Genomic DNA, 25,001 nt, shown 5'->3' on the forward strand with positions numbered 1-25,001 from the left:
GACCGGCTGCGCCGGGCTCCCAACGGGGGAGCCCGGCGCAGCTTCTCCTTGTGCCTCAGGACTTCCGGAGCACGCAGCCCAGGATCGGCAGCTCCAGGCGGCAGCGCGCCGGGGGCAGTCCGGCCACGTAGATGTCGCCGTCGGCCACGGCCACGTTGCGGTCGCTGGACGCGCCGGTGGCGATGATCCGGGCCGGATCGCGGAACCCGGTCACCACCTCGACCCGCTGCACCGGCTTCGGCGTGCGGATCACCGTCTCCGGGCTCCAGTGCTTGCCGCCGCGCAGCAGGAAGGTCTCGATGTCCGGCTTGGCGTCCCTGGTGGCGTAGACCCGCCAGGTGTTGCCGTCCAGCCGCTCGATCTCCCTGGTGCGGTAGCCGGTGGCCACCTCGGTGACCACCCACCGGCCGCCCTCGAACACCGCGGCCCTGTTGTGCCACAGCCCGGTGTTGTCGGTCTCGAACCACAGCGTGAACGGTTTCCCGTTGGCCACGCCGACCTGCTGGATGTAGTCCGGCGACTTGATCCCGCCGGGCAGCGCCAGCGGGGTCTCCACGATCTTGAGCCGCTGCTCCTGGTCCGCGTCGTCGATCTGGGTGCCCAGGTCACGGCCGGACGCGGAGTAGAAGTGCCGGTTCGCCGGGTCGAACCAGGCGTAGTAGATGTTGCGGTGGTAGCGGTCGTGCTTGTGGCCCTCCGGCCCACCGCCGGCCAGCGTGTAGACGATGTGCACCCGCTCCCGGTTGCCCAACGAGGCCGGCTCGTAGCGCAACTGGCCGATGTAGATCTCGTCCATGTGGTCCGCGCGGCTGGTCGAGCCGATGGCGAACCGCTGCCCGGTCAGCTGTTCGGAGTTGCGCCAGCTGCGGCCGTTGTCGGTGGAGACCACGTAGCGCATCGGGCGGAAGTCGGTGGGCTTGCTCGGGTCCAGCTCCTGCGAGGTCTCCCGGAAGAAGACGTAGATGGTGCCGTTGGCGGTCTTGAACGGCATCGGGTAGCTGGCCGCGGCGCCCTCGGCGATGGTGTGCTGGGTCCAGTCGCCCTCGACCGAGCGCGGCTTGGGCGAGCGGGTCAGCCGCAGGGACTTGTTGTGCATGCCCTGGAAGACCAGCAGGTAACCGTCGTCGGCCTGGACGATGGTCGGGTAGTTGTGCGGGTCGGACTCGCCGTCGGCGATCTGCCGCGGCGCGGTCCAGGTCTTCTTCTTGTGGTCGTAGGCCTGCACGTAGTTGTGCGCGTGCTGACCGGACCAGGTGGTGATGGTCTGGTCGGTGACCTTGTCGTACACCGCGCCGGCCATCGGGCGGCGGTCGGTGCGGGATGCCACCGTGCTGGCCGGTGTCATCACGTCGAACCGCGGCGCGGCCTTGCTCAGGTTCGCCTCCGGGGCAGCGACGGCCACGGGGGCGGTCACCAGCGCCGCTGCGATCAGCGGCAAGGGCAACAGGGCGCGAAGTGTTCGCGTCATGGGCGGGGACCTCCTGGTTACCAGCGGTATCCAGGCGGCGGCAGCGACTACTTAACCATAGGAGGGCCGTTCAAGGTCGAGTACGCTCGATCGCGTGCAGGAACAGGTGAACTCCACAGCTACCGTCCGGCGGCAGAAGATGGTCACCTGGCGGGGTCATGACCTGCCAAGCCTGGAGTCCGCGCGACTGGTGCTGGCCGAGGGCCTGCGCTTCCGCGGCACCGGCCGCCTCATCGTCGCCGCCAACACCGAGACCGGGGCGTTCAGCGCCTCCTACGAGGTCGGGGTGAACGAGGCGGGCGAGGTCAAGCGCTTGCTCGTGCGCAGCACCACCGCCGAGCACGAGCGCCAGATCTCCTTCAGCCGCTCGCACGACGGCTTCTGGCTCTACGACCGCGGCCAGGGCCCGCAGCGGGAGGAGTTCCAGGGCGCGGCCGAGGTGGACGTGCAGTTCTGCGTGCTGTTCAACACCCTGCCGATCCGCCGCCACCAGCTGCACCGGGAAGCCGGCGAGGCGACCATGCCGGTGCTCTGGGTGTCGCTGCCGGAGCTGGAGCTCAAGGTCGTGCACCAGACCTACCGCACGGTGAGCGCAGGCGAGCAGGAGTCGGTGGTCAACTTCTCCCACCTCGGTTTCACCGCGGACATCACCGTCTGCGAGGACGCCGTGGTCCTGGACTACCCGGGTATCTCCGGCCGGATCTAAACCCGGACCGCGATCGCCACACCCTGGCCCACGCCGACGCAGGCCGCCGCGATCCCCAGGCCGCCGCCGCGCTGACGCAGGTGGCGGCACAGGTCGATGATCACCCTGGGCATGGACGCGCCCAGCGGGTGGCCGTAGGCGATCGCGCCGCCGTGCACGTTGACCCGGTCCCGGTCCACCTCGGGCAGGTGGTGCAGCACGGACAGCGCCATCGCGGCGAAGGCCTCGTTGATCTCCCACAGGTCCACGTTCTCCGCGCGCACGCCCAGCCGCAGCAGCAGGCGGCGGATCGCGGGCACCGGGGCCAGGGTGAACCGGTGCGGCTCGTCCGCGGCCACGGTGCCGGCCACGATCTCGCCCAGCGGCTGCACGCCCAGCTCGGTGGCGGCGGCCTCGGTGCCGATCAGCGCGGCCACCGCGCCGTCGCTCAGCGGTGAGGAGTTGCCCGCGGTGACCGGGCCGTCGGCGGAGAAGGCCGACTTGAGCTGGGCCAGCTTCTTCTCCGAGGTGTCCGAGCGGACCGACTCGTCCCTGCGCACGATCTGGGTGGAGCGCGGGCCTTCCGGGGCCAGTACCGGGAAGACGAAGCCGTCGTGCACCCCGGCGTCCCAGGCGGCCGCGGCCCTGCGGTGCGAGCGCAGCGCGAACAGGTCCATCTCCTCGCGGGTGATGTTCAGCCCGGTGGCCACCTGCTCGGCGGCCAGGCCCAGCGGCACCGTCCACTCCGCGCGCATCCTCGGGTTGACCAGCCGCCAGCCCAGCGCGGTGGAGACCACCTCCATCCGGTCCGGCAGCCCCTTGTCCGGGCGCGGCATGACGAACGGGGCCCGGCTCATGCCCTCCACGCCGCCGACCACCACCAGGTCCGCGTCCCCGGCCACGATGGCCCGCCTGGCCTGCACGAACGTCTCGCCGCCGGAGGCGCACAGCCGGTTGAGGGTCACCCCCGGCACGGTCACCGGCAGCCCGGCCAGCAGCGCGGCCATCCTGGCCACGTTCCGGTTGTCCTCACCGGCGCCGTTGGCATCGCCGTAGATCACGTCGTCGATGCGCGCCGGATCCAGCTGCCCGCTGCCGTCCGGCCCGTGCCGCCGGAGCAGCTCGGTGATCGGCAACGTCGCCAGGTCGTCCACCCGGACCTCGGACAGGCCACCGCGGTAGCGGCCGAACGGGGTGCGAGCGGCATCCAGGATCAGTGCGGGCATACCCCCATGCTGGACCATGCGAGCCGTTCTCGCGTCGCCGCTGTGAGATCACCGACGAGCGGAGATCACTGGCGGGCGACCGAGAACGGCACGTACGCATACGAAGCCGGGGTGTCCCAGCTGGTGCCCACCGCGCGCACCTCGATGGTGTGCGGGCCGGTGGCGATGGCGCCCGCCAGGCTCAGCGCGATCCGCCAGGACCCGGCCACACCAGGGCCGTCCTTGGCGGTGGGCAGCGCGGCCAGCCGGTCCCCGTCCAGCCGGACCTCCAGCCCGGCCAGTCCGGCCAGCTCCCCGGCGGCGACCTGCCCGGCCAGGCCGTCCAGCCGGATGTCCAGCACGATCCGGCCCCGGCTCACCGGCTCCCCGGCAGGCACCGGCCTGCCCGCGGCGTCCAGCAGGGTCGCGGTCGGCTCGGCCAGCACCGGGCCCGGTCGCGGCAGCCGCTGGTCGGCGCGGTTGGGCGGCGGCTCGTCCGCGGCCAGCCCGGCGGCCGGGCGCAGGTCGAGTGAGGCCGGGCCGTGCTCCACCTTGAGGTCCGGGTTGTCCTGGCGCAGCTGGACGGCCAGCAGGTAGCGGTGCTGGTCGACCGCCAGCGCGGCCGCGGGCAGGTCGGCGACCAGCGGGAACCAGCTGTGCCGGTCCGGCGGCAGGTCGGGGAACACCGGCCGCAGCGGGTAGTCGGCGCCGTTGACCGAGGCGGTGAACCTGGGCAGCACCGGCGGGTCGGCGGCGGGCCGCACCGCCACCCGCAACAGCGCGCCCTCGGTGCCCAGCAGCTGCCTGGTGCCCTCCGGCGCGCCGCCGCCTGCCGGGCGCGGGTGGTCGGTCAGCACCCTCGGGGTGATCCGCAGCGGCGGGCTCGGGGCGGGCTCGCCGTCGAAGGCGATGAGGTCCAGCAGCACGTCGGTGACCCCGCTGCCGCGCCCGGCGAAGCCGAGTAGCACGGTGGCCTCCTGCCAGGACCGGACCACCGGCGTGCGGCCGAGCAGGGCGCCGTCCCGCAGCACCCGCAGCTCGGTCGCGGTGAACACCAGCTCCCAGCGCTGCGAGCGCCCGATCGGCGGCGCGGGCAGGCCGGGCAGCCGCGCCTCGCCGCCCGGATGCCGCACCAGCACGCCCTCGGTGGTCAGCTCCACCCTGATCGCGCCCGGTGGCAGCTGCCGTTCGCCGGCGATGTCCACCGGTCCCGGCACGAAGTCCACGGTCAGCCGGTCCCTCGGCTCCGGCGCGTCGGTCTCCAGCACCACCCGGCCGCCGTCGGCGCGCAGCCGCAGCGGGGTCCGCGCGCGCAGGCCGGTGGGCCGCTCGCCGCAGTTGGCGCTGACCACCAGCCGCCCCTCGGCCAGCCCGGTCCACGCGCAGCCGGGCCGCTGCACCAGCTGCCAGCGCGAGGCCACCTCGTCCTCGGTGCCGTCGAACCGGTCCACGAAGCTGAAGCCGTCCTCGGCCGCGCGCGGTGTGCCCGCCCCGCGCACCGGCTCGGAGCGCTGCCCGAAGGCGTCCACCGCCCGCACCTCGACCGGATGGGCCAGGCCGTCGGTGAGCCCGTCCAGCTGCGCCGAACGCTCCGCGACCAGCCTGGTCCGCCGCTCATGTCCCCAGGTCAGCTCGTACCCGGCGGCCTCGCCCTGCCAGCTCACCTGGAGCCGCCGCGACCCCGGCTGGATGGTCAACCCGGTCGGCGGCTGCGGTTTCACCTGCGGTCCCGGCAGCAGCACGCCGTCGGCCCGGAACTCGGTCATCGTGCGGTACGGCGGTAACGCGGGCTCCTCGCCCTGCTCCTCGCCGCTGCCCCGCATCACCACGACCGCCCCGGCCAGCAGCACAACGGCGCCCAACACCACCGCCACCCGCGACCGAGGTTCCATCCGCCCACGTTAGGCGGGGGAGGCGGCTCAGTACAGGCGTTGCACCACCGCGGTGTAACTGCTCCACTCCGGACCGCCCAGCTCGTCGGCGACCAACCGGACCACCCGGCAGCCCACGTGCTCCAGCAGGGTGCGGAACAGCTCGGCGGGCAGCGGGAACATCTCGATGCCGCTGGGGTCCGGCTCGACCAGCGGCGCCTCGTCGACGACCTCCTCGGCCGCTGCGGGCGCGACCGGCTGGGCCACCTGCGCGCTGACCTCGACCGGGACCCGTACGGTCGCCGAGCCGAGGCCGTGGAACCAGGCCACCTGCTCCAGCACCAGGTCCAGTTCCAGCTCGTAGTCGCCGGGCTCGGCCGGTGCGGTGACGGTCAGCGTGACGACGGCTGACTGGCCCGCGGGCACGCCGGACATCGGCAGCGGGGTCCGGCCGTCGTCGCTGACCACGGTCGCGCCGCCGGCGAGCCAGTGGTTGCCGAGCTGGAGGTTCGGTGAGAAGTGCCAGGAGTGCTCGCTCAGGTTGCTGACCCGGACCCGCACCGCGGCCTGCTGGCCCGGCCTCAGCCGAGTCGGCGCGGACAGCACTTCCAGCCCGGCCCGGCAGCCCTCCGGCACCGGCACCGGGCTGGTGCGGTGGCTGGGCAGCTGGAGCACCAGCACCCCGCCCGGCCGGACCACCCTGACCAGCTCCAGCAGGCTGGCCACCTTGGGCAGCGGCGGGATGTGCTGGAGCACGATCAGGCTCAGCACCCCGTCGAAGCTCGCGTCCGGGAACGGCAGCGCGCGGCCGTCATAGGCCACGAACTCGGTGCGCTCCGGGAACCGGCTCATCGCCTTGGCCTGCTCGACCATGGAAGGAGCGATGTCCACGCCGACCACCTGACAGCCGGTCTCGGCCAGCGCGTTGCTCAGCCTGCCCAGCCCGCAGCCGAAGTCGAGCACCCGGCCGCCCAGCTCCAGGTCCAGCCCGGCCAGCCAGCCGCTGACAGCCTCGACGTGCCTGCGCCCGGTGGCCATGAACTCGTCGTGGTCCCACTGGTTGTGCCTGCGCTCCGGATCGGAGAGCACCGCCCAGTACGGATCTTCCTTACCCAGGTTGTCCCAGGTGGCTTGCAGGCCGGGCAGGTCGGTCACGTGCTCCCCAGTTCCGTTCCGATGGCCATCTCGTCCTCGATCGAGGTGATCCGGCCACCCAGTGTGCCAAGGTCGAGCAGCTCGTCCAGGGCATTGGGGTCCTTCAGGTCGATCCGCACCTCGGCCGGCGCGCTCTCCGGGGCCCTGGTGAAGCCGCGGCGGGCCTCGAACCCGGCGTCCACGGTGACCGCGAGGCCGCCGGTGGAGGCCAGCGAGCCGCGGGCCGCGCCCAGCCTGCCCAGCGCCTCGTCCAGCGCCTCCAGCAGCGCGCCCCGGTTGCCCTCGCACATCGCCCTGACCAGCTCGGGCCGGGTGCCGGCCACCCTGGTGCCATCGGCGAAGGAACCGGCGGCCAGTGACCAGGCCAGCGGCCCGCCCTCGGCGCCGACCGCGGCCAGCACCGCGGCGAACAGGTGCGGCAGGTGCGAGATCCGGGCCACCGTGGCGTCGTGCTGCTCAGGTGTCGCGGGCACCACGTGCGCGCCGCAGGCGATGGCCAGCCTGGCCACCTGCGCCCACCTGGTCAGGTCGGTCTCCTCCTCGGCGGTGACCACCCAGGGCGCGCCGCGGAACAGCTCGGCCGAGCCCGCCGCCCAGCCGGACCCGGTGGACCCGGCCATCGGGTGCCCGCCGACGTAACGGGCCGAGGGCAGGATGCGGCCCACCGCCTCGGCCACCGGCCCCTTGACGCTGACCACGTCGGTCAGCGGGCAGGACGGGGCGAGCGCGCGGACCTGCCGGAGCACCTCCTCCAGCGCGGTCAGCGGCACCGCCAGGACGATCAGCGCGCCCTCGTCCTCGGCCCGGCGCAGCGCGTCCGCCACGCTCGCCTCGGCCTGGTAGCCGTCGGCCAGCGCCGCGTCCCGGTCCACCTCGGACTTGGTCGCGCCCCACGCCGGGTAGCCGGCCGACCGGACCGCCCGTAGCACCGAGCCGCCGATCAGCCCGAGCCCGAGCACACACACCGAATGCATTCGCCCATCCTTCCGCTGCCCACGTCCGCAGCGTTTGCTACCCCGGGTTCCCCGCGCTGTCTGCCTGGTTCGCGGGAGAGGCGCCCGGCCGCAGCTCCTCGTCGGTCAGCGCCCACACCGGCGTGACCTCCGGTCCAGGACCAGCGGTGACCTGGAGCTCGCCGATCCGGTACTCGTCGCGGCTGGGCTGAACGGTGTACCCGGCCTCCCGCAGGATGGCGGTCATCGCCGCGACCATCGCCTCACCGACCCGGTACGAGTAGCCGATCGCCGGATCGTCCAACCGGCCGCTGTTCACCGCCCGCCGGGCACAGGCGCGCAGCCGGGGGCTGACCACCCAATCCACGTGCACCCCACCGATCTCGTCCCGGCCGGGGTCCACGCTGACCTCGGCGCCGGGATACAGGTCGCCGGAGAAGGTCCTCGGCACCACCGCCAGCCCGGCCGCGGCCAGCTCGTCGCGCACGCACACGGCCAGGAACTCCCGCCGGGCCAGCTCCTCCGGCTCGGCCTTCTGGGGAAAGGTCACCGCAGTGCGTCCAGCGCGAACCCGGCGTACATGGCCACCCCGTGCGCCATCGCGGCCTCGTCGAAGATCACCCGGTTGGAGTGGTTCGGCGCGGCGTCGGCCACCGGCGTGCCGGGCGGGCAGGCGCCGAGGAAGGCCATCGCGCCCGGCACCTCGTTCAGCACGTAGGACCAGTCCTCCGCGCCCATCAGCGGATCCAGCATCGGCGCGGCGTGCGCCGGGCCGAGCACCGCGGCGGCCAGGTCCACCACGCCGGGGCCGACCACCTCGTCGTTGACCGTCACCCCGTAGCCGAGCACCACCTCCACCTCGGCGGTGCAGCCGTGCGCGGCGGCCACGTGCTCGCAGACCCGGCGGACCTCCTCGTGCACCAGCTTGCGGGTGGGCTCCGACAGCGCCCTGATGGTGCCCTGCAGGTGCGCGACCTCGGGGATGATGTTGCTGGTGGTGCCCGCCTTGATGTGCGCCACGGTGACCACGGCCGGGTCGAACACGCTGACCTTGCGGGTGATCATGGTTTGCAGCGCGCCGACCATGGCCGCGGCCGCCGGGATCGGGTCCAGCGCGTCGTGCGGGGCCGAGGCGTGCCCGCCGCGGCCGGTGACGGTCACGTTCAGGATGTCCGAGGAGGCCATGATCGGCCCCGGCCGGGACTGGAGCATGCCGCTGTCCAGGGTCGAGGTGATGTGGATGGCCAGCGCCCGCTCCGGCCTGCTGCCGGTGACCTCCAGCAGCCCCTCGTCCAGCATGTACTTGGCCCCGTGGTGACCCTCCTCACCCGGCTGGAACATGAACACCACCTGCCCGGCCAGCTCCGCGCGGCGGGCGCTGAGCAGGCGCGCGGCCGAGGCGAGCATCGCCACGTGCGTGTCGTGGCCGCAGGCGTGCATGGTGCCGGGCGTCTCGGAGGCGAACTCCAGACCGGTGTCCTCGGTCAGCGGCAGCGCGTCCATGTCCGCGCGCAGCAGCACCGTCCGGCCCGGCTTGCCGCCCTCCAGCACCCCCACCACCGAGGTGGTGGACTCGCCGGTGCGCGTGCTCAGCGGCAGGTCGGCCAGCTCGGCCAGCACCGCGGCCTGGGTGCTCGGCAGGCGCAGGCCCTGCTCGGGGTGGCGGTGGATCCGGCGGCGCAGCGCGACCGTCCTCGGCTGGAGTTCGCGGGCCTGGTGCAGGACGCCGGCGAGCCGGGCGTCCGCGGGGTGCACGGGGGCGCTCATGGGGACAGTGTCGCCTGTCAGTGGGACGCGCGGACACCGTCATTTGCCTCGCCACGCCGCGTACGCGGGATAGTGCTTTCGGGTTAAGCGTTATGCGCATAACGTGTGCCCCATGGCGGTGCAGGAGCCGGTCATCGGCTTCGCGGTTGCGGTGGTGCGTGAGGAAGGCCGTTGGCGGTGTACGCCGATGGACAGTGCGGCGCTGGCTGACCTGGACGCGGCGATCACCGAGTTGCGCAGGACCAGGTCGACGGGCGCCGTCTTCGGCATGCTCGCCGTCGACGACGAGTTCTTCGTGCTGATCAGACCGGCGCCGACCGGAGTGGCCCTGCTGCTCTCCGACGCGGGCTCCGGACTCGACTACGACGTGGCCGCGGACGTGCTCGACCTGCTCAGGGTCGAGCCGCCGGACCCCGACGACGAGGACATCTGGCCGGCCGGCGACTTCACCATCCTCACCGACCTCGGCCTGCCCGAACCCGAGCTGCAGCTGATCGTCGACGACATCGACCTGTACCCGGACGAGCAGCTCACCATGATCGCCCAGCGCTGCGGGTTCGCCGACGAGCTGAGCAAGATCACCGAGCGGCTGCAGCAGTGACCCTGCCGCCATCGGCGGCGGACCTGGCAGCCATGCGCACCGCGCTGGAGATCGCGCGCGGGGCCCTGACCAGCGGAGACGTCCCCATCGGCGCGGTCGTGCTGGACCAGCACGGCCGGGAGCTGGCCCGCGCGCACAACGCCCGCGAAGCCAGCGCCGACCCCACCGCCCACGCCGAGGTCCTCGCCCTGCGCGCCGCCGCGGCGGCCAACGGCGACGGCTGGCGCCTGGACGGCTGCACCCTGGTGGTCACCCTGGAGCCCTGCACCATGTGCGCGGGCGCGATCGTGCTGGCCAGGGTCGCCAGAGTGGTCTTCGGCGCCTGGGAACCCAAGACCGGCGCGGCCGGCTCGCTGTGGGACGTGCTGCGCGACCGCAGGCTCAACCACCGCCCCGAAGTGCGCGGCGACGTGCTCGCCGAAGAGTCCGCGGCCCTGCTCGAAAAGTTCTTCCGGGACCACCGGGACGGGTGAGGCCGCTCACAACGGCGTGACGCGAACGGAATTCGGGCACTCCGTACGAGGTGAGTGGCCCGGTGCGGGGCCGGCGCCACCACAGCGCGAAGGGAGCCGCCATGAGCGTGTTCGACAAGGCCAAGGACAAGGCCGAGCAGCTGGTCGGCCAGGCCAAGGAGAAGATCGGCCAGGTCACCGGCAACGAGGAACTGGAGGCCGCTGGCAAGCGCGACCAGCTCGCCGGCGAAGCCAAGGAGACCGCCCACGACGTCCGCGACAAGGCGGCCGACGCGGTCAAGGACATCAAGGACAAGTTCCAGAAGTAGCAGCTCAGAGGCCTGCGGAACCCGATTGCGGTTTCCCGGTGGTCGTTCGGTATTGTTCTCGGCGGTGGCGTGTCCGAGCGGCCGAAGGAGCACGCCTCGAAAGCGTGTGAGGGTTCACGCCCTCCGTGGGTTCAAATCCCACCGCCACCGCTGGCTGATGGCCCCGTGCTCGCGCTCTACGCGCTCGCCGGGGCCATCGGTTTATTGACCCGGGGGGCCGAGCCCCCCGGACCCCCACGGTGCGTGGTTGTTGCGGAACCAGCCTGGTGCGGTTCCGTCTTCCCCTCCGGGGCTCCACCCCCAGGCCTCCACCCTCTCTCTCGGGCCCCTCTGTCGGGCCTCCGCCCTCCGGGCCTCCACTTCCCTCCGCTTCCCTCTGGCCTCCGGTTTTGTCTTCGGTTTTGGGGTTGTGGTCGCCGTAGGGTTTGGGGGTGGGGATGTATGTGTCTGTTCGTGGGTGGATTGAGGTTCGGCACGAGCAGTGGGACGTGTTCAAGCGGATCGTGGCCAGTCATGGTCCGGAGCGGTATGCGGCTGGGTTTGTGTTTCCCTCGGGGTTCAGCTGGTCGCTTCCTGTCTGCTACGCGGCTGATGTTCGGGAGTGGGCTGTCAAGCCTCTTCGGTGGCTGGTGGCTGAGTTGGCTCGGATGGAGCCGGTGGATGAGGACCTGGACATGCCTGCGGGGTTCTTCCTGCTGAGTGACGAGCGGCAGCAGTCGTTCTCGTGGACCGTTCGGGATGGTCAGGTGATCGATGGGCCTGCGCCTGCGGAGCTTCGGTGGCTTGGGGAGCGGCCGTGAGGTTGGGATGACCTGCGGCAATCGTTAGGGGAACGCCTACCAAAGTTCACTCGATCAGGGAAAGATTCCTCCTCCCGACCCCGACCGGGAGGACCTGAGCTTCGGATGAGCTACCGCCGCCGAGTGTTGTTTCCGCTGTTGGCCGCCTCGTGTGTGGCTGCTGTGCTGCCTGTGGGTGCCGTTGCGGCGCCGTCCCCCGATGTGCTGATCTCCGAGGTCTACGGCGGGGGTGGGAACTCTGGGGCGAGCCTGACGCACGACTTCGTTGAGTTGGCCAATCCGAGTGCCGTGGCCGTCGACCTGACCGGGTGGAGCGTGCAGTACCTGACCGCTTCGCCTTCCTCCGGGTCGCGGTGGCAGGCCACGCCGTTGGCTGGTGTTGTCGCCGCGGGGAAGCGGTACCTGGTTGGGCTGGCCAAGGGGAGTGGGGGGAGTGTCGCGTTGCCCGCGCCGGATGCCACCGGTTCGCTGGCGATGGGGGGTTCTGGGGGGACTGTCGCGCTGGTCAAGGGGGCCGAGGCGCTGACCTGTCTGACCGCGGCTGAGTGTGCGGCGGATGGGCGGATCCGGGATCTTGTTGGCTACGGCAATGCGGTGGTGCGGGAGGGGAGTCCGGTTGGGGCTACCTCGAACGCCACCTCGGCGGCGCGGGGGGCGTTGACCGACACCGATGACAATGCCGCCGACTTCGTTGTTGGCGAGCCGACCCCCGTGAACAGCAAGGGGGAGGGGCCGGGGAGTGGGGAGCCTGGGCCGCAGCCGGTGGCGGCGCGGATTCACCAGGTGCAGGGGAGTACCCGGGTTTCGCCGTTGCGGGACAAGGTGGTTGTGCTGCCGGGGGTGGTCACCGCGGTGCGGGCGTTTGGGCCTGCGCGCGGGTTCTGGGTGCAGGACCCGGTGCCGGATGCCGATCCGCGCACCAGCGAGGGGTTGTTCGTGCACACGGGGTCCACGACGCCTGCGGTGGCGGCCGGGGACGATGTGTTGGTCACCGGGACCGTGGCCGAGTTCTACCCGGTGGCCAACGGGGAGGATCCGCGGACCACGCCGAACCAGTCGGTCACCCAGCTCACCAAGGCGACCTGGGTGGTGCGGGGGAGCGGGAAACCGTTGCCCGAGGCGGAGGTGCTCGGGGCGGAGACCGTGCCTGCGGCGCTGACCGCCACTCCGGGTGGCAGCATCGAGGCGTTGCCGCTGGAGCCGGGGAAGTACGCGCTGGACTTCCTGGAGTCGCGGGAGGGCATGCGGCTGCGGGTGAATGACGCTCGGGTGGTCGGCGCGACTGACGGGTTCTACGCGTTGTGGGTGACCAGCAAGCCCGCGCAGAACACCACCGTGCGCGGTGGGACGGTGTACCCGTCCTATGCCGATGCCAACACCGGGCGGCTGAAGGTGGAGTCGTTGTTGCCGTTCGCGCAGCGGCCCTTCCCCAAGGCCGATGTCGGGGACCGGCTCAAGGGCGTCACCGAGGGGCCGTTGGACTACAGCCGGTTCGGCGGTTACGTGTTGCAGGCCAGCGCTCTTGGCGAGCACGTCTCCGGTGGGCTGGTCCGCGAGGTCACCCGCAAGCAGCGGGAGCACGAGCTGGCGGTGGCCACCTACAACGTGGAGAACCTCTCGCCGGTGGACAAGCCGGAGAAGTTCGCCGCGCTGGCCAACGGCGTGGTCCGGCACCTGGCGAACCCGGATGTCGTGGTGCTGGAAGAGATCCAGGACGACAACGGGCCGGCCAACGACGCGGTGGTCGGCGCGGAGGCCACGTTGAAGAAGTTCACCGAGGCGATCGTGGCCGCCGGTGGGCCCAAGTACGACTGGCGGCAGATCAACCCCAACGACGACCAGGACGGGGGTCAGCCCGGCGGCAACATCCGGGTGGGCTTCCTGTTCAACCCGGCTCGGGTGTCCTTTGTGGACCGTCCGGGAGGGGATGCGGACACGGCCGTCAAGGTGGTCAAGCAGCACGGCAGGGCGGCGCTTTCGGTGTCGCCAGGGCGGATCGCGCCCGCGGACGAGGCGTGGCGGAACAGCCGCAAGCCGCTGGCCGGTGAGTTCCGGTTCCCGGCCCGTGGGCCGTTGGGCCGTACCGTGTTCGTGGTGGCCAACCACTTCGCGTCCAAGGGCGGGGACCAGCCGCTGCACGGCCGGTTCCAGGAGCCGCAGCGCACCTCCGAGGTGCAGCGGCTCAAGCAGGCGAAGCTGTTGCGCGGGTTCGCCGACTCGCTGCGGGCGGTGGAGAAGGACGCCAACCTGGTGGTGGCAGGCGACCTCAACGACTACCTGTTCTCCCCGGCGCTGAAGACCCTGCTGGACGGTCCGGTGCTGCACGCGCCGATGAACGACCTCAAGCCCGGCGAGCGCTACAGCTACGTCTTCGACGGCAACTCCCAGACGCTGGACCACATCCTCATCAACCGGAAGCTGGACCGGCGGGTGGACTACGACGTGGTGCACATCAACGCCGAGTTCCACGAGCAGGCCAGCGACCACGACCCGCAGCTGGTCCGGTTCCGCCCGCGCACCGGTCTGCCGCTGGTGGACGCGCTGGAGGACCTGATCGACTGTCTGGAACCCAAGGGCTGATCCGGGAGTGCGGATGCGGGTACGGGCTCAGCTGGGCGTGGCCGGACTGCTGGTCCTGCTCGGGGTGCTGGTGATCGCCGCCCCGGCGGACGGGCCGATGGTGGTCGAGGGCGCGCTGATCGAGTTCGGCCCGCACCGCCCGGTGCCGACCATGATCGACCTGGCCGGGCTCGCGGTGTGCGCCGCGGGCCTGGTCTGGTTGCTGGTGCTGCTGATCCGCTACCTGCCCGCGGTCCGGCGCTGCCTCGGCGAGCGCACCGTCTTCGGCGCCGGACTGCTCGGCGGGTTCGGCTTCGGGCTGCTGCTGTGCGCGGCCGCCACCGGCCTGCCCGGCTGGTGGATCGTGGGCGGCGCGCTGGCCGGCACCGTGCTGGTGGTGCTCTCGGTCAGCCTGGCGCTCCGGGCTCCGGACTGACCCCGGGCAGCCGGGTGTACTTGGTCAGCTCGGCCCGGCCCTTCACCAGCTCCACCGGGTACCGGGCCGCGTTCACCGCGCCCTTCTCCCGCACCGCCTCGGCCAGGTCCACGTCGAGCACGTCGGCCAGCCGCAGCAGGTAGGACAGCACGTCGGCCAGCTCGTGCCGCACCTGCACGGCCCGGTCCGGGTCACTCATCACCTGCTGGGCCTCGGCGTCGGTGAGCCACTGAAAGATCTCCGCCAGCTCGCCCACCTCGCCGACGAGCGCCATGGCCAGGTTCTTCGGCGTGTGGAACCGATCCCAGTCCCGCTCGGCGACGAACCTGGCCACCATCGCCTGCAGCTCGGAGATCTCCATCCGCCGAGTCTAGAGTTCGGCCGACCGCGAGCCGTTGACCAGCCGTTTTGGCTGGTCAAACCTGGCTCCGGTAAGGTTCTCGACGGAGGATTCGCATAGTGGCCTAGTGCGCACGATTGGAAATCGTGTTGGGATAAAACCCTCGGGGGTTCAAATCCCCCATCCTCCGCTCAGGCCAGCGGCCCCGGACGCCATCAACGTCCGGGGCCGTTGCCGTTGCCGGGCGAGTGCCGATCCGGGACATGGGGAGAACACCCCATTGCCGTAGCGCCCGATGGGGTGATCGACTGCACCCGTCCGGATGACTGGGGTTCAGGCAGGAGGAGTGTCCCGGTTGCGCACCGAACACGTTGAGGACTGGTTGTCCCGGCTGGCCTCGGCCGGGCCCGCGCCTGGTGGGGGCGCGGCGGCCGCGATGCACGCGGCGATGGCGGCGGCTCTGGTGGAGAAGGTCTGCAACTTCACCATCGGACGGCCCGGTTACGCCGAACACGAGTCGCTGGTCCGGCGGGTGTGCCAGGAGGCGAGCGAGCTGCGGCGGCAGGCGGTCGAGCTGGCCGACGCGGACGCGCGGGCCTTCACCTCGGTGACCGAGGCCTACAAGCTGCCCACGAACGGCGAGCACGAGCGGATGGCGCGCAGCGCGGCGATCCAGGGCGCGCTGGTGATGGCGGCCGCGGTGCCGGTGCGCACCGCCGAGGTGGCCTCCAGGGTGCTGGAGCTGGTCGAGCGGATCATCGGGCGGTCCAACACCGCGGTGCTCTCCGACCTCGCGGTCTCCGCCTCCTCCTCGGGGGCGGCGCTGGCCTCGGCCTCGGTGCACGTGGAGGTGAACCGGACCTCGATCAACTCGCCCGAGGTGGCCGAGCGGCTCGGGGACGCGGTGGCCAAGATCGAGGAAGCGATCGAGAACGCGCACCGGATCTCCGCCGAGGTGCGGGAGCGGATCAGCCGGGCAGCGCCAGTGGCTCGGTGATCCGCAGCGACCAGTCCAGCAGCCGCGCCAGCTCCCCGGCCCGCTCCGGCGGCGCCCAGCCCCGCACCAGGCCCAAGAAGCCGGTCAGGTCCTGCTGCACCGCCCGCAGCATCGCGGGCAGTTCGGCCGCGGGCAGGTCGATGCGGACCGGGACCGGGTCGCTGTCGCGGCGCACCTGGACCACGTCGTCGCGCAGCTCGGCCCAGGTCTCCGGCGAGTGCCCGAACTGGTGGCGCCCGCCCGCGAGCACCTGGGCCCAGCCCGTCCAGTCCTCGACCCCGCCGCAGCAGCCCGGCTCGATCACCACGCCGGTGACCGGGTCGGTGACCAGCAGGCCACCGGGCACGATGATCAGGTCGGTGTCCAGCAACGCGGTCAGCGGATCGGTCTCGTCGTCGAGGTAGCCGCCCATGCGGGTCAGCACCTGGTCCAGCTCGGCCGGGGTCAGGTCCCCGGACAGCGGCAGGAAGCTCAGGTCGTCGAGCTCGATCACCGGTCGCAGCACCGGGCCAGTCTGCGCCGGTTCACTCCTTCGGGCACTCCAATTGCCGGTCCTCGGCGACGGGGGGAAGCTGCGCCCATGGCGACCTGTGACGTGTGTGGCAACGACTACTGGATGTCCTTCGAGGTCCGCACGGTCGGTGGCGGCGTGCACACCTTCGACTCGTTCGAGTGCGCCATCCAGCGGCTGGCGCCCACCTGTGAGCACTGCGGCTGCCGGGTGGTCGGGCACGGGGTCGAGGTGGAGGGCCGGTTCTTCTGCTGCGCGCACTGCGCCCGAACTGGGGCTTCCGGACTGGGCGCGCAGATCCGGGACACCGTTGGCGCACACCCCGGATGAACCCGCTACACTGAACGTGGACCTCATGCGGCGTCCATCCTGTGAACCTCCCCAGGGCCGGAAGGCAGCAAGGATAAGCGGGCTCTGGCGGGTGCGTGAGGTCCCCTTTTTTGCCCAAAACCGGACTGTCGGTGGCGGCCGGTAAGGTCTCGCCTCGTGGCACTCGCCCTTTACCGCAAGTACCGTCCGGCGACCTTCGCCGAGGTTGTCGGGCAGGAGCATGTCACCGAGCCGCTGCGCACCGCGCTGGCCGCCGGCCGGGTCAACCACGCGTACCTGTTCTCCGGGCCACGCGGGTGTGGCAAGACGTCCTCCGCCCGGATCCTCGCCCGCTCGCTCAACTGCGCGCAGGGCCCGACGCCCGATCCGTGCGGGACGTGCAACTCCTGCGTCAACCTCGCGCCGGAGGGCTCCGGCAGCGTGGACGTGGTGGAGCTGGACGCGGCCAGCCACGGTGGTGTGGACGACACCCGTGAGCTGCGTGACCGGGCCTTCTACGCGCCGGCCGAGTCGCGGTACCGGGTGTTCATCATCGACGAGGCGCACATGGTCACCACGCAGGGCTTCAACGCCCTGCTGAAGATCGTGGAGGAGCCGCCGGAGCACCTGATCTTCATCTTCGCCACCACCGAGCCGGAGAAGGTGCTCGGCACCATCCGCTCCCGCACGCACCACTACCCGTTCCGGCTGATCCCGCCGGGCGCGATGCGCGCGCTGATCGAGCGCAACTGCGTCGACGAGGGCGTCTCGGTGGAGCCCGCGGTGTTCCCGCTGGTCATCAGGGCCGGTGGCGGGTCGGCCCGGGACACCCAGTCGGTGCTGGACCAGCTGCTGGCCGGGGCGGGGCCGGACGGGGTCACCTACGACCGGGCGATCGCGCTGCTCGGGGTCACCGACGTCGCGCTGATCGACGACGCGGTGGACGCGCTGGCCACCGGTGACGGGGCCGAGGTGTTCGGCGTGATCGACCGGCTGGTCGAGGCCGGGCACGACCCGCGCCGCTTCGCCGCCGACCTGCTGGACCGGCTGCGCGACCTGGTGCTGCTGGCCGCGGTGCCCGAGGCCGCCCAGCGCGGCCTGATCGACGTGCCGGAGGAACAGCTGACCCGGATGTCGGCGCAGGTCGAGCGGCTCGGGCCGGGCACGCTGACCCGGTTCGCCGAGATCGTGCACAACGGGCTGACCGAGATGCGCGGGGCCACCGCGCCCCGGCTGGTGCTGGAACTGCTGTGCGCGCGGATGCTGCTGCCCTCGGTCTCCGACACCGAGTCCGCCCTGCTGCAACGCCTGGAGCGGCTGGAGCGCCGGGCCACGGTCGCGCCGGTCGCCGCGTCGGCCGCGGAGGCCGGGATGCAGGCGGCGGTCGCCCAGGCACCCGTCGCGCAGCCTCCGGTGACGCCCGCGGCGCAGGTCCCGGCGGGGGACAAGCCGACTTTCCAGCGCCGCTCGCAGGCCGAGCGTTCCTCAGCGCAGCCACCGGCCGCCGCACCCGCCGCCCCGCAGGCCGAACGGCCCGCGGCGCAGCCACCAGCCGCGCCCGCCCCGGCACCGCAGGCCGAGCGGCCCGCCGCAAGCGCGCCTCCAGTCCCGGCCGCCGCGCCGCCCGCTGCCGCACCCTCGGCCGCCACGCCATCAGTGCCCGCCGCCGCGCCGACCGTGGCCGCTGGTGGGCTGGACGCGGCCGCGATCCGGCGGGTCTGGTCCGAGCTGCTCGCCGCCGTGCGGGCCAAGAGCCGCAGCACCGAGGCGATGCTGACCAACGCCACCGTGCAGTCCGTGGACGGCGAGACCGTGGTGCTCACCCACACCGCGGAACCGCTGGCCCGCCGCCTGTCCGACAGCCGCAACGCCGAGGTCATCGCCGAGGCGCTGGGCACCGTGGTCGGCGGGCGCTGGCGGGTCACCTGCGTGCACGGCGACGCCGCCCCGCCGCCGGCGCCCAGCGGGGGCAACGGCGGGTCCCGGCCCGCGCCTGCCCGGCAGCTGACCAGGCCCAGCCAGGGCAACCGGCCGGTGGCCGAGCCCGCGCCCGCCCCGGCGCCCGCGCCGCCGCCCGAGCCGGACATCCCGCTGCCGCCGGAGCCGGACGAGCCGGAGGACACCGAGGCGATGATCGCCGAGTCCACCGCGCTGGACGAGTCCGTGGTGATCCGCAACAACCACGAGGAAAGCACCATCGCGCTCATCACCCAGCACCTCGGGGCCCGGCGGATCGAGAAGAGCTAAGCCAGGTACCGCAGCAGCCCCTCCGCGATCGCGGTCGCGTACTTCTGCCTGCCCTCGGGGCTCGCGGCCAGTGCGGCCTCGGTGGCATCGCGCATGTTCGCGCACTCGACCATGATCGCCGGGCGGGTGGACAGGTTCAGGCCCGCGATGTCGTCGCGGCCGTTGAGGCCGGACTGGCCGACGTAGTTGGACAGCGGGATGCCGCCGTCCCGCATGGCGTCCCGGACCGTGGCGGCCAGCTTGGCCGACGGCGCGCCCTGGGCCGGGTTCAGCGGCGGGCTGGAGTAGATGATGTGGAAGCCGTGGTGCCCGGCGGTGGTCGAGCCGTCGGAGTGGATGGAGACCACCGCGTCCGCGTTCGCCCGGTTGCCGATCTCGGCCCGCTCGTTCACACACGGGCCGACGCCGGTGTCGTTGGGCCTGGTCAGCTCGACCCGCACGCCCTTGGCGGTGAGCGCGGCCCTGATCCGGTTGGCCACGTCCCAGGTGAAGGCGTGCTCGGTGTAGCCGGAGCCGGTCTGGGTGCCGGTGGTGTTGCAGGGCTTGCCCTTGCCGCGGCCCGCGGGCACCGGCTTGTTGATCACGGCCGGGTTCTTGCTGTTGCCGCCGTTGTGGCCGGGGTCGATCACCACCACCTTGCCCTTGGCCGGTGGTGGCGGCGACGGCGAGGTGCTGGGCGGCGGGGATGAGCTGCTCGGCGGGGTGGCGGAGGCGGAGGTCTCCGGTGGTGGCGTGGTGGCTTCCGTGCTGGTGGCCGGGGTGGCGCTGGAGGAGGCGGCCGGTTCGCCGTTGCCGCAGGCGACCAGGGCGGTGACCGCCAGCGCGAGGGCCAGTGGGGTCATCAGGGGGGCACGGTGCACACTCCAACGGTGCCAGAAGCCGCGCGGCTACCCTGGTCACCACGCCAGAACGGCACGGGCGACGGCCCGTGCAGCGAGAGGAGCCCCCGTGCTACCCGGCCAGCCGAACATGCAGCAGATCATGGAGCAGGCGCAGCGCATGCAGGAGCAGCTCATGACTGCCCAGCAGGAGCTCGCCGAGGCCGAGGTGACCGGCACCGCCGGGGGCGGCCTGGTGACGGCGACCGTCGCGGGCACCGGCGAGCTGAAGTCCCTGGACATCGACCCGAAGGTGGTCGACCCGGAGGACACCGAGACGCTGGCCGACCTGGTGGTGGCCGCGGTGCGCGACGCCAACCGCGCGGTGGCCGAGCTGACCGCGGAGAAGATGGGGCCGCTGGCCGGCGGCCTCGGTGGCGGACTCGACCTGGGCGGCCTCGGCCTGCCCGGCGGCATGTAGCCGGAACAGGACGGCTGTGTACGAGGGACCGGTACAGGACCTGATCGACGAGCTCGGGCGGCTGCCCGGGGTCGGGCCGAAGAGCGCCCAGCGGATCGCCTTCCACCTGCTCGCCGCCGAACCCGCGGACATCTCGCGGTTGCAGGAGGTGCTGCAGAAGGTCAAGGAGGGCGTGCAGTTCTGCGAGGTCTGCGGCAACGTCTCCGAGGAGACCACCTGCCGGATCTGCAAGGACGCGCGCCGGGACGCCAGCCTGGTGTGCGTGGTGGAGGAGCCCAAGGACGTGCTCGCGGTGGAGCGCACCCGCGAGTTCAAGGGCCGCTACCACGTGCTCGGCGGCGCGCTGGACCCGTTGTCCGGCATCGGGCCGGACCAGCTGCGCATCCGCGAGCTGCTCCGCCGGATCGGCGGCGACTCCGGCGGGGTGCAGGTCGCCGAGGTGATCATCGCGACCGACCCGAACACCGAGGGCGAGGCCACCGCCACCTACCTGGTGCGGATGCTGCGCGACTTCCCCGGCCTCACCGTGACCCGGCTCGCCTCCGGGTTGCCGATGGGCGGTGACCTGGAGTTCGCCGACGAGCTGACCCTGGGCCGCGCCCTCTCCGGCCGCCGCGCGATGTAGTGCACCGGGCCGTCGAGCTGCTGCTGGCCGCCCCGCCGAAGCTCGGCGGGGTCCGGCTGGCCGCGGTCGACGGCCCGTCCGGCTCCGGCAAGTCCACCTGGGCCGACGCCCTGGTCGCCGAGCTGCGCGCGCGAGGCCACCACACCGGGCTTGTCCGCTCGGACGAGTTCGCCACCTGGGACGATCCGGTGTCCTGGTGGCCGAGGCTGGTCGCGGGCGTGCTGGAACCGCTGCGCCGGGGCGAGCCCGGCCGCTACCGCCGCACCGCCTGGACCAACGGCCTGCCGCGCCCCGGCGACTGGGCGGAGCTGCCGGTGCCGGAGGTCCTGGTGCTGGAGGGCGTGTCCACCGGCCGCCGTTCGGTCTCGCCGCTGCTGTCCTTGCTCTGCTGGGTGGAGCTGGCCGATCCCGGCCACCGGCTGGCACGGGCGGTGACCAGGGATGGCGACAGCTGTCGCAACGCGCTGCTCCACTGGCAGCGCTTCGAACAGGGGTGGTTCGGCGTGGACGACACGCGCGGACGAGCGGATGTGCGGGTGAACACCGAAGGTGACCGCAAGATCGGGTGAAACCCTTGTAAAACTCCGAAAAATTCACTCGACCTGATGATGCCTGACGTGGCCGTATCGTGACCTTCGCATCGTCGGTAGGGCCACATGGACGGGTTAGTGTCGGCGACCACACCATGTGACATCGGACCCATGAGGTGCGCGAGATGCCCAAGATTGACATGACACGGGGGTCGACGCTGCGCAAGCTGACCATTGTCGGCGTCGCCAGTATGACCGCCCTGTCCCTGACTGCGTGCGCGCAGTCGCAGCGAGACCAGGGCAACCAGGGGGGCAAGACCGGCGGGACACTGACTTTCGGCGCCGAGGGCAAGCCGAGGCACTTCGACCCGTTCTACGCCACCGACGGTGCCACGTTCCGCATTTCCCGCCAGATCTTCGAGGGTCTGGTGGGCTTCAAGCCGGGCACGGCAGAGGCGGGCCCTGAGCTGGCCACCAAGTGGGAGTCCAGCCCGGACGGCAAGTCCTGGACCTTCACCCTCAAGCAGGGCGTGAAGTTCCACGACGGCAGCGACTTCAACGCCGAGGCGGCCTGCTTCAACTTCAACCGCTGGTACAACCAGAAGGGCGCCGGGCAGAGCGCCTCGGTCTCCGAGTACTGGGTGGACAACTTCGGCGGCTTCGCCGACGGCGCCAAGCCCTCGCTGTTCAAGTCCTGCACCGTCAAGGACGCCTCGAACGTCGTGGTCGAGCTGACCGGCCCGTCCTCGAAGTTCCCCGACGTGCTCGGGCTGCCGTCCTTCTCCATGCAGAGCCCGACCGCGATGCAGAAGTACAACGCGGACAACGTGGTCGCGCAGGGCGACAGCTTCGCCTTCCCCGAGTACGCGCTGAAGCAGCCGACCGGCACCGGCCCGTTCAAGTTCGTCAACTACGACACGACGAACAACCTGGTCGAGCTGGGCCGCTTCGACGGCTACCACGGTGACAAGGCCAAGCTGGACAAGCTGAACTTCAAGATCATCCCGGACGAGACCGCGCGCAAGCAGGCGCTGCAGACCGGGGACATCGACGGCTACGACTACCCGGCCCCGGCCGACTGGGCGAAGCTGAAGAGCGACGGCTTCCAGGTCGTGCCCCGGGACGCGTTCAACCTGATGTACCTGGGCATCACGCAGAAGAACAACTCCAAGCTGCAGGACCTCCGGGTGCGCCAGGCGATCGCGATGGCGATCAACCGGGAGCAGCTGGTCAAGTCGCAGCTGCCGGAGAGCGCCACGGTCGCCACCCAGTTCATGCCCAAGATCGTGCAGGGCTACAACCCGAACGTGAAGCCGATCGAGTTCAACCAGGCCAAGGCCAAGCAGCTGCTGGCCGAGGCCGGGGCGAGCAACCTCGAGGTCAACTTCTGGTGGCCGAGCGAGGTCACCCGGCCGTACATGCCGAACCCGCAGGACATCTTCGGCGCGATCGCGGCTGACCTGCGCAACGTCGGCATCAAGCTGAACGTGGTGACCAAGCCCTGGAACGGTGGTTACCTCAGCGAGATCGACCAGGCCAAGGCGGACCTGTTCCTGCTCGGCTGGACCGGTGACCAGAGCGCGGCGGCGAACTGGATCGGCACCTTCTTCGGCAACGCGGAGAACCGCTTCTGGACCAAGGGCTCCCCGTGGGGCGAGGACCTGGCCAAGCGGCTGGACGCGGCGGACGTGACCGCGGACAAGGCCCAGCGGGAGAAGCTCTACCAGGAGCTGAACCGGCAGATCGTGGAGGAGTACCTCCCGGCCGTGCCGCTGTCGCATTCCCCGCCCGCGTTCGTGCTGAAGAAGGACGTCAAGAACCTGACGCCCAGCCCGCTGACCGCCGAGGAGTTCAGCCCGGTTACCAAGGGCTGACCTGCTTCTCCCACCACGAAACAGGATCTGACAGGTGCTCCGCTACACCGTGCGGCGGCTCCTCCAGCTCATCCTCGTCGTCGGTGTGCTCTCGCTGCTGCTCTTCGCCTGGCTACGCGCGCTGCCAGGAGGGCCGGTCTCGGCCCTCCTGGGGGAGCGTGGCACCGAGGAGTCGCGGCGGGAGCTCTCCGCGCTGTTGGGGCTGGACCAGCCGATCTACGTGCAGTACTTCAAGTTCCTCGGTCGCGCCCTCTCGGGTGACTTCGGCATCTCGCTCGGCGTGCAGCCGGGCACCTCTGCCTTCGACCTCTTCCTGGAACGCTTCCCGGCCACGCTGGAGCTGAGCTTCTTCGCGATCATCCTCGCGATCGCGGCCGGTATCCCGCTGGGTTACCTGGCCGCCCGACAGCGCGGCCGCTGGTTCGACAACGTCGGCGTGATCGGCTCGCTGATCGGCGTGGCCGTGCCGGTCTTCTTCCTCGCGTTCGTGCTCAAGCACCTGTTCGCGGTGGAGCTGGGCTGGCTGCCCTCGGCCGGGCGGCAGGACGACATCGACGCCACCAGGATCACCGGCTTCTACGTGCTCGACGGGATGATCACCGGCGAGTGGGACGCGGTGTTCAACTCCCTCGAACACCTCATCCTGCCCTCGATCGCGCTGGCCACCATCCCGTTCGCGGTGATCTTCCGGATCACCAGGGCGGCGGTGCTGGACGTGCTGGACGAGGACTACGTGCGCACCGCCCAGTCCAAGGGCCTGACCGCGCAGACGGTGCGCCGCAGGCACGTGCTGCGCAACGCGCTGCTGCCGGTGGTCACCACGATCGGCCTGCAGACCGGCGCCCTGCTGGCGGGGGCGGTGCTGACCGAGAAGGTCTTCGCCTTCCCCGGCCTCGGCGAGGCGCTGGCGCTGGGCTTCGAGCGCAGGGACTACCCGGTGCTCCAGGTGCTGATCATCGTGGCCGCCATGGTCTACGTGTTCGTCAACCTGCTCGTCGACCTGTCCTACGCGCTGATCGACCCGCGCGTGCGGACCCGCTGAGAGGAGGGGACATGCCAAGCAAGACCAAGATCGACGATCTGGCTTCCTCCACCGCGGAGACGCAGGTGGACACCGGGGTCAGCCTGGCGGCCAGCGCGTGGCGGCGGCTGCGCCGCAACCCGGTCTTCCTGACCGGCGCGGGGATCATCCTGCTGTTCGTGCTGGTCGCGATCCTGTCCCCGCTGCTGGCCCCGCACGACCCGGCCGACCGGATGCTGGCCGACCAGGTGATCAAGGCGCGCAACGAGATCCCGCCGTCCCAGCCGGGGCACCCGCTGGGCGGCGACCTGCAGGGCCGGGACTTCCTCTCCCGCCTGCTCATCGGCTCCCAGCAGACCCTGCTGGTCGGCGTGCTGGCCACGATGATCGGCCTGGGCGGCGGCCTGATCCTGGGCACGCTGGCCGGCGCGCTCGGCGGCTGGGTGGACTCGGTGGTCATGCGCGCGGTGGACGTCATGCTGTCCATCCCCAGCCTGCTGCTGGCGGTGTCCATCGGCATGCTGTTCGCCCAGGCCAACCAGTTCACCGTGATCCTCGCGGTGGCGATCGTGCAGATACCCATCTTCGCGCGGTTGCTCAGAGGGTCGATGCTGGCGCAACGGCACAGCGACCACGTGCTGGCCGCGCGGGCGCTCGGTGTGAAACCGGCCGCGATCGTGTTCCGGCACATGCTGCCCAACTCGCTCGGCCCGGTGATCGTGCAGTCCACGCTGGTGCTCGCGGTGGCGATCATCGACGCGGCCGCGCTGTCCTTCCTCGGCCTCGGCAACCCGGATGACAACATCCCGGAGTGGGGCCAGATGCTCGGCGGCTCGCAGACCGTGCTGGACAGCCACCCGTCACTGGCCTTCTGGCCCGCCAGCTGCATCATCGTGGTGGCACTGGGCTTCACGCTGATGGGCGAGTCGCTGCGCGATGCCCTCGACCCGAAGAACAGGCGGTGAAT

Annotated in this window: 26 protein-coding genes, 2 tRNA genes and 1 other RNA gene; 19 read left to right on the forward strand and 10 right to left on the reverse strand. The window is 71.6% G+C overall.

The genetic code is table 11. The features are described from left to right. Positions 1-55 precede the first annotated feature (55 nt). Positions 56-1,468, reverse strand: a complete 1,413-nt coding sequence (locus tag N8J89_RS01035) for a BNR-4 repeat-containing protein (protein WP_283662504.1) — start codon at positions 1,466-1,468, stop codon at positions 56-58. Positions 1,469-1,562: 94 nt separating this feature from the next. Here N8J89_RS01035 and N8J89_RS01040 point away from each other — a divergent pair, with 94 nt between their 5' ends. Further along, the gene (locus N8J89_RS01040; protein WP_283662505.1) at positions 1,563-2,174 is read left to right on the forward strand and encodes a putative glycolipid-binding domain-containing protein; all 612 of its coding nucleotides are present in this window, start codon (positions 1,563-1,565) and stop codon (positions 2,172-2,174) included. Here the strand turns inward: N8J89_RS01040 and N8J89_RS01045 are convergent. The 6 genes from N8J89_RS01045 to N8J89_RS01070 form a co-directional block, all read right to left on the reverse strand. Beyond that, positions 2,171-3,379 (reverse strand): thiolase family protein, encoded by a 1,209-nt coding sequence (locus N8J89_RS01045; protein ID WP_283662506.1) that lies wholly within the window; start codon positions 3,377-3,379, stop codon positions 2,171-2,173. The two genes, N8J89_RS01040 and N8J89_RS01045, sit on opposite strands and share 4 nt — an antisense overlap. 65 nt (positions 3,380-3,444) lie before the next feature. Continuing rightward, positions 3,445-5,250 carry a fibronectin type III domain-containing protein gene (locus N8J89_RS01050; RefSeq protein WP_283662507.1) on the reverse strand — a complete coding sequence of 602 codons (1,806 nt, stop codon included), beginning with the start codon at positions 5,248-5,250 and terminating at the stop codon, positions 3,445-3,447. A gap of 27 nt (positions 5,251-5,277) precedes the next feature. Next, the gene (locus N8J89_RS01055; protein WP_283662508.1) at positions 5,278-6,384 is read right to left on the reverse strand and encodes a methyltransferase domain-containing protein; all 1,107 of its coding nucleotides are present in this window, start codon (positions 6,382-6,384) and stop codon (positions 5,278-5,280) included. Next, positions 6,381-7,358, reverse strand: coding sequence for a prephenate dehydrogenase (locus tag N8J89_RS01060; protein ID WP_283662509.1), 978 nt, complete (start codon positions 7,356-7,358; stop codon positions 6,381-6,383). Before N8J89_RS01060 ends, N8J89_RS01055 begins: the two co-directional genes overlap by 4 nt. 37 nt (positions 7,359-7,395) lie before the next feature. After that, on the reverse strand, positions 7,396-7,887 hold the full coding sequence (locus N8J89_RS01065) for a hypothetical protein (protein WP_283662510.1): 492 nt from the start codon (positions 7,885-7,887) through the stop codon (positions 7,396-7,398). Continuing rightward, positions 7,884-9,104, reverse strand: a complete 1,221-nt coding sequence (locus N8J89_RS01070) for a M20 metallopeptidase family protein (protein ID WP_283662511.1) — start codon at positions 9,102-9,104, stop codon at positions 7,884-7,886. Before N8J89_RS01070 ends, N8J89_RS01065 begins: the two co-directional genes overlap by 4 nt. Before the next feature lie 112 nt (positions 9,105-9,216). Here N8J89_RS01070 and N8J89_RS01075 point away from each other — a divergent pair, with 112 nt between their 5' ends. The 7 genes from N8J89_RS01075 to N8J89_RS01105 all read left to right on the forward strand — a co-directional run bounded on the left by N8J89_RS01075 (position 9,217) and on the right by N8J89_RS01105 (position 14,281). Next, on the forward strand, positions 9,217-9,705 hold the full coding sequence (locus N8J89_RS01075) for a tRNA adenosine deaminase-associated protein (protein ID WP_283662512.1): 489 nt from the start codon (positions 9,217-9,219) through the stop codon (positions 9,703-9,705). Between the two features lie 32 nt (positions 9,706-9,737). After that, positions 9,738-10,178: a nucleoside deaminase gene (locus N8J89_RS01080; protein WP_283666048.1), complete on the forward strand. Its 441-nt coding sequence runs from the start codon at positions 9,738-9,740 to the stop codon at positions 10,176-10,178. A gap of 101 nt (positions 10,179-10,279) precedes the next feature. Next, on the forward strand, positions 10,280-10,486 hold the full coding sequence (locus tag N8J89_RS01085; protein ID WP_252486510.1) for a CsbD family protein: 207 nt from the start codon (positions 10,280-10,282) through the stop codon (positions 10,484-10,486). Positions 10,487-10,549: 63 nt separating this feature from the next. Further along, positions 10,550-10,636, forward strand: a tRNA-Ser gene (locus N8J89_RS01090). Between the two features lie 338 nt (positions 10,637-10,974). Continuing rightward, positions 10,975-11,286: a hypothetical protein gene (locus N8J89_RS01095; RefSeq protein WP_283662513.1), complete on the forward strand. Its 312-nt coding sequence runs from the start codon at positions 10,975-10,977 to the stop codon at positions 11,284-11,286. Between the two features lie 105 nt (positions 11,287-11,391). After that, positions 11,392-13,866, forward strand: a complete 2,475-nt coding sequence (locus N8J89_RS01100; protein WP_283662514.1) for a DUF8508 domain-containing protein — start codon at positions 11,392-11,394, stop codon at positions 13,864-13,866. Positions 13,867-13,879: 13 nt separating this feature from the next. After that, complete coding sequence (locus tag N8J89_RS01105) at positions 13,880-14,281, forward strand: hypothetical protein (RefSeq protein ID WP_283662515.1); 402 nt, start codon at positions 13,880-13,882, stop codon at positions 14,279-14,281. Here N8J89_RS01105 and N8J89_RS01110 read toward each other — a convergent pair. Continuing rightward, on the reverse strand, positions 14,253-14,642 hold the full coding sequence (locus tag N8J89_RS01110; RefSeq protein ID WP_283662516.1) for a nucleotide pyrophosphohydrolase: 390 nt from the start codon (positions 14,640-14,642) through the stop codon (positions 14,253-14,255). The genes N8J89_RS01105 and N8J89_RS01110 overlap by 29 nt on opposite strands. 84 nt (positions 14,643-14,726) lie before the next feature. Between N8J89_RS01110 and N8J89_RS01115 the strand changes: the two genes are divergently transcribed. Beyond that, positions 14,727-14,811, forward strand: a tRNA-Ser gene (locus N8J89_RS01115). Positions 14,812-14,976: 165 nt separating this feature from the next. Continuing rightward, on the forward strand, positions 14,977-15,618 hold the full coding sequence (locus N8J89_RS01120; RefSeq protein WP_283662517.1) for a cyclodeaminase/cyclohydrolase family protein: 642 nt from the start codon (positions 14,977-14,979) through the stop codon (positions 15,616-15,618). Here N8J89_RS01120 and N8J89_RS01125 read toward each other — a convergent pair. Further along, a complete protein-coding gene (locus N8J89_RS01125) occupies positions 15,590-16,123 on the reverse strand; it encodes a hypothetical protein (protein ID WP_283662518.1) in 534 nt (177 codons plus the stop codon). The two genes, N8J89_RS01120 and N8J89_RS01125, sit on opposite strands and share 29 nt — an antisense overlap. Positions 16,124-16,198: 75 nt before the next feature. Here N8J89_RS01125 and N8J89_RS01130 point away from each other — a divergent pair, with 75 nt between their 5' ends. From N8J89_RS01130 to N8J89_RS01140, 3 genes are all read left to right on the forward strand, one after another. Then, complete coding sequence (locus N8J89_RS01130) at positions 16,199-16,459, forward strand: metallothionein (protein WP_283662519.1); 261 nt, start codon at positions 16,199-16,201, stop codon at positions 16,457-16,459. Between the two features lie 15 nt (positions 16,460-16,474). Then, an RNA gene (gene ffs, locus N8J89_RS01135) (signal recognition particle sRNA small type) lies at positions 16,475-16,569 on the forward strand. A gap of 46 nt (positions 16,570-16,615) precedes the next feature. Continuing rightward, positions 16,616-18,685, forward strand: a complete 2,070-nt coding sequence (locus N8J89_RS01140; RefSeq protein WP_283662520.1) for a DNA polymerase III subunit gamma and tau — start codon at positions 16,616-16,618, stop codon at positions 18,683-18,685. Here N8J89_RS01140 and N8J89_RS01145 read toward each other — a convergent pair. Beyond that, positions 18,682-19,527 carry an N-acetylmuramoyl-L-alanine amidase gene (locus N8J89_RS01145; protein ID WP_283666049.1) on the reverse strand — a complete coding sequence of 282 codons (846 nt, stop codon included), beginning with the start codon at positions 19,525-19,527 and terminating at the stop codon, positions 18,682-18,684. The genes N8J89_RS01140 and N8J89_RS01145 overlap by 4 nt on opposite strands. A 127-nt stretch (positions 19,528-19,654) precedes the next feature. On the opposite strand from N8J89_RS01145, the gene N8J89_RS01150 reads away from it, so the two are divergent. From N8J89_RS01150 to N8J89_RS01175, 6 genes are all read left to right on the forward strand, one after another. After that, positions 19,655-19,984, forward strand: coding sequence for a YbaB/EbfC family nucleoid-associated protein (locus tag N8J89_RS01150; protein ID WP_283666050.1), 330 nt, complete (start codon positions 19,655-19,657; stop codon positions 19,982-19,984). Between the two features lie 16 nt (positions 19,985-20,000). After that, the gene (gene recR / locus N8J89_RS01155; protein ID WP_252486068.1) at positions 20,001-20,609 is read left to right on the forward strand and encodes a recombination mediator RecR; all 609 of its coding nucleotides are present in this window, start codon (positions 20,001-20,003) and stop codon (positions 20,607-20,609) included. Continuing rightward, positions 20,609-21,178, forward strand: a complete 570-nt coding sequence (locus N8J89_RS01160) for a uridine kinase family protein (RefSeq protein ID WP_283662521.1) — start codon at positions 20,609-20,611, stop codon at positions 21,176-21,178. Before recR ends, N8J89_RS01160 begins: the two co-directional genes overlap by 1 nt. Positions 21,179-21,324: 146 nt before the next feature. Beyond that, entirely contained in the window at positions 21,325-23,013 is a 1,689-nt protein-coding gene (locus N8J89_RS01165) for an ABC transporter substrate-binding protein (protein WP_283662522.1), read from the forward strand. A 34-nt stretch (positions 23,014-23,047) separates the two neighbouring features. After that, positions 23,048-24,055: an ABC transporter permease gene (locus N8J89_RS01170; RefSeq protein WP_283662523.1), complete on the forward strand. Its 1,008-nt coding sequence runs from the start codon at positions 23,048-23,050 to the stop codon at positions 24,053-24,055. Positions 24,056-24,066: 11 nt separating this feature from the next. Next, complete coding sequence (locus N8J89_RS01175; RefSeq protein WP_283662524.1) at positions 24,067-24,999, forward strand: ABC transporter permease; 933 nt, start codon at positions 24,067-24,069, stop codon at positions 24,997-24,999. The last annotated feature ends 2 nt before the right edge of the window (positions 25,000-25,001 follow it).

It is taken from the genome of Crossiella sp. CA-258035, from assembly GCF_030064675.1.
GTDB lineage: Bacteria > Actinomycetota > Actinomycetes > Mycobacteriales > Pseudonocardiaceae > Crossiella.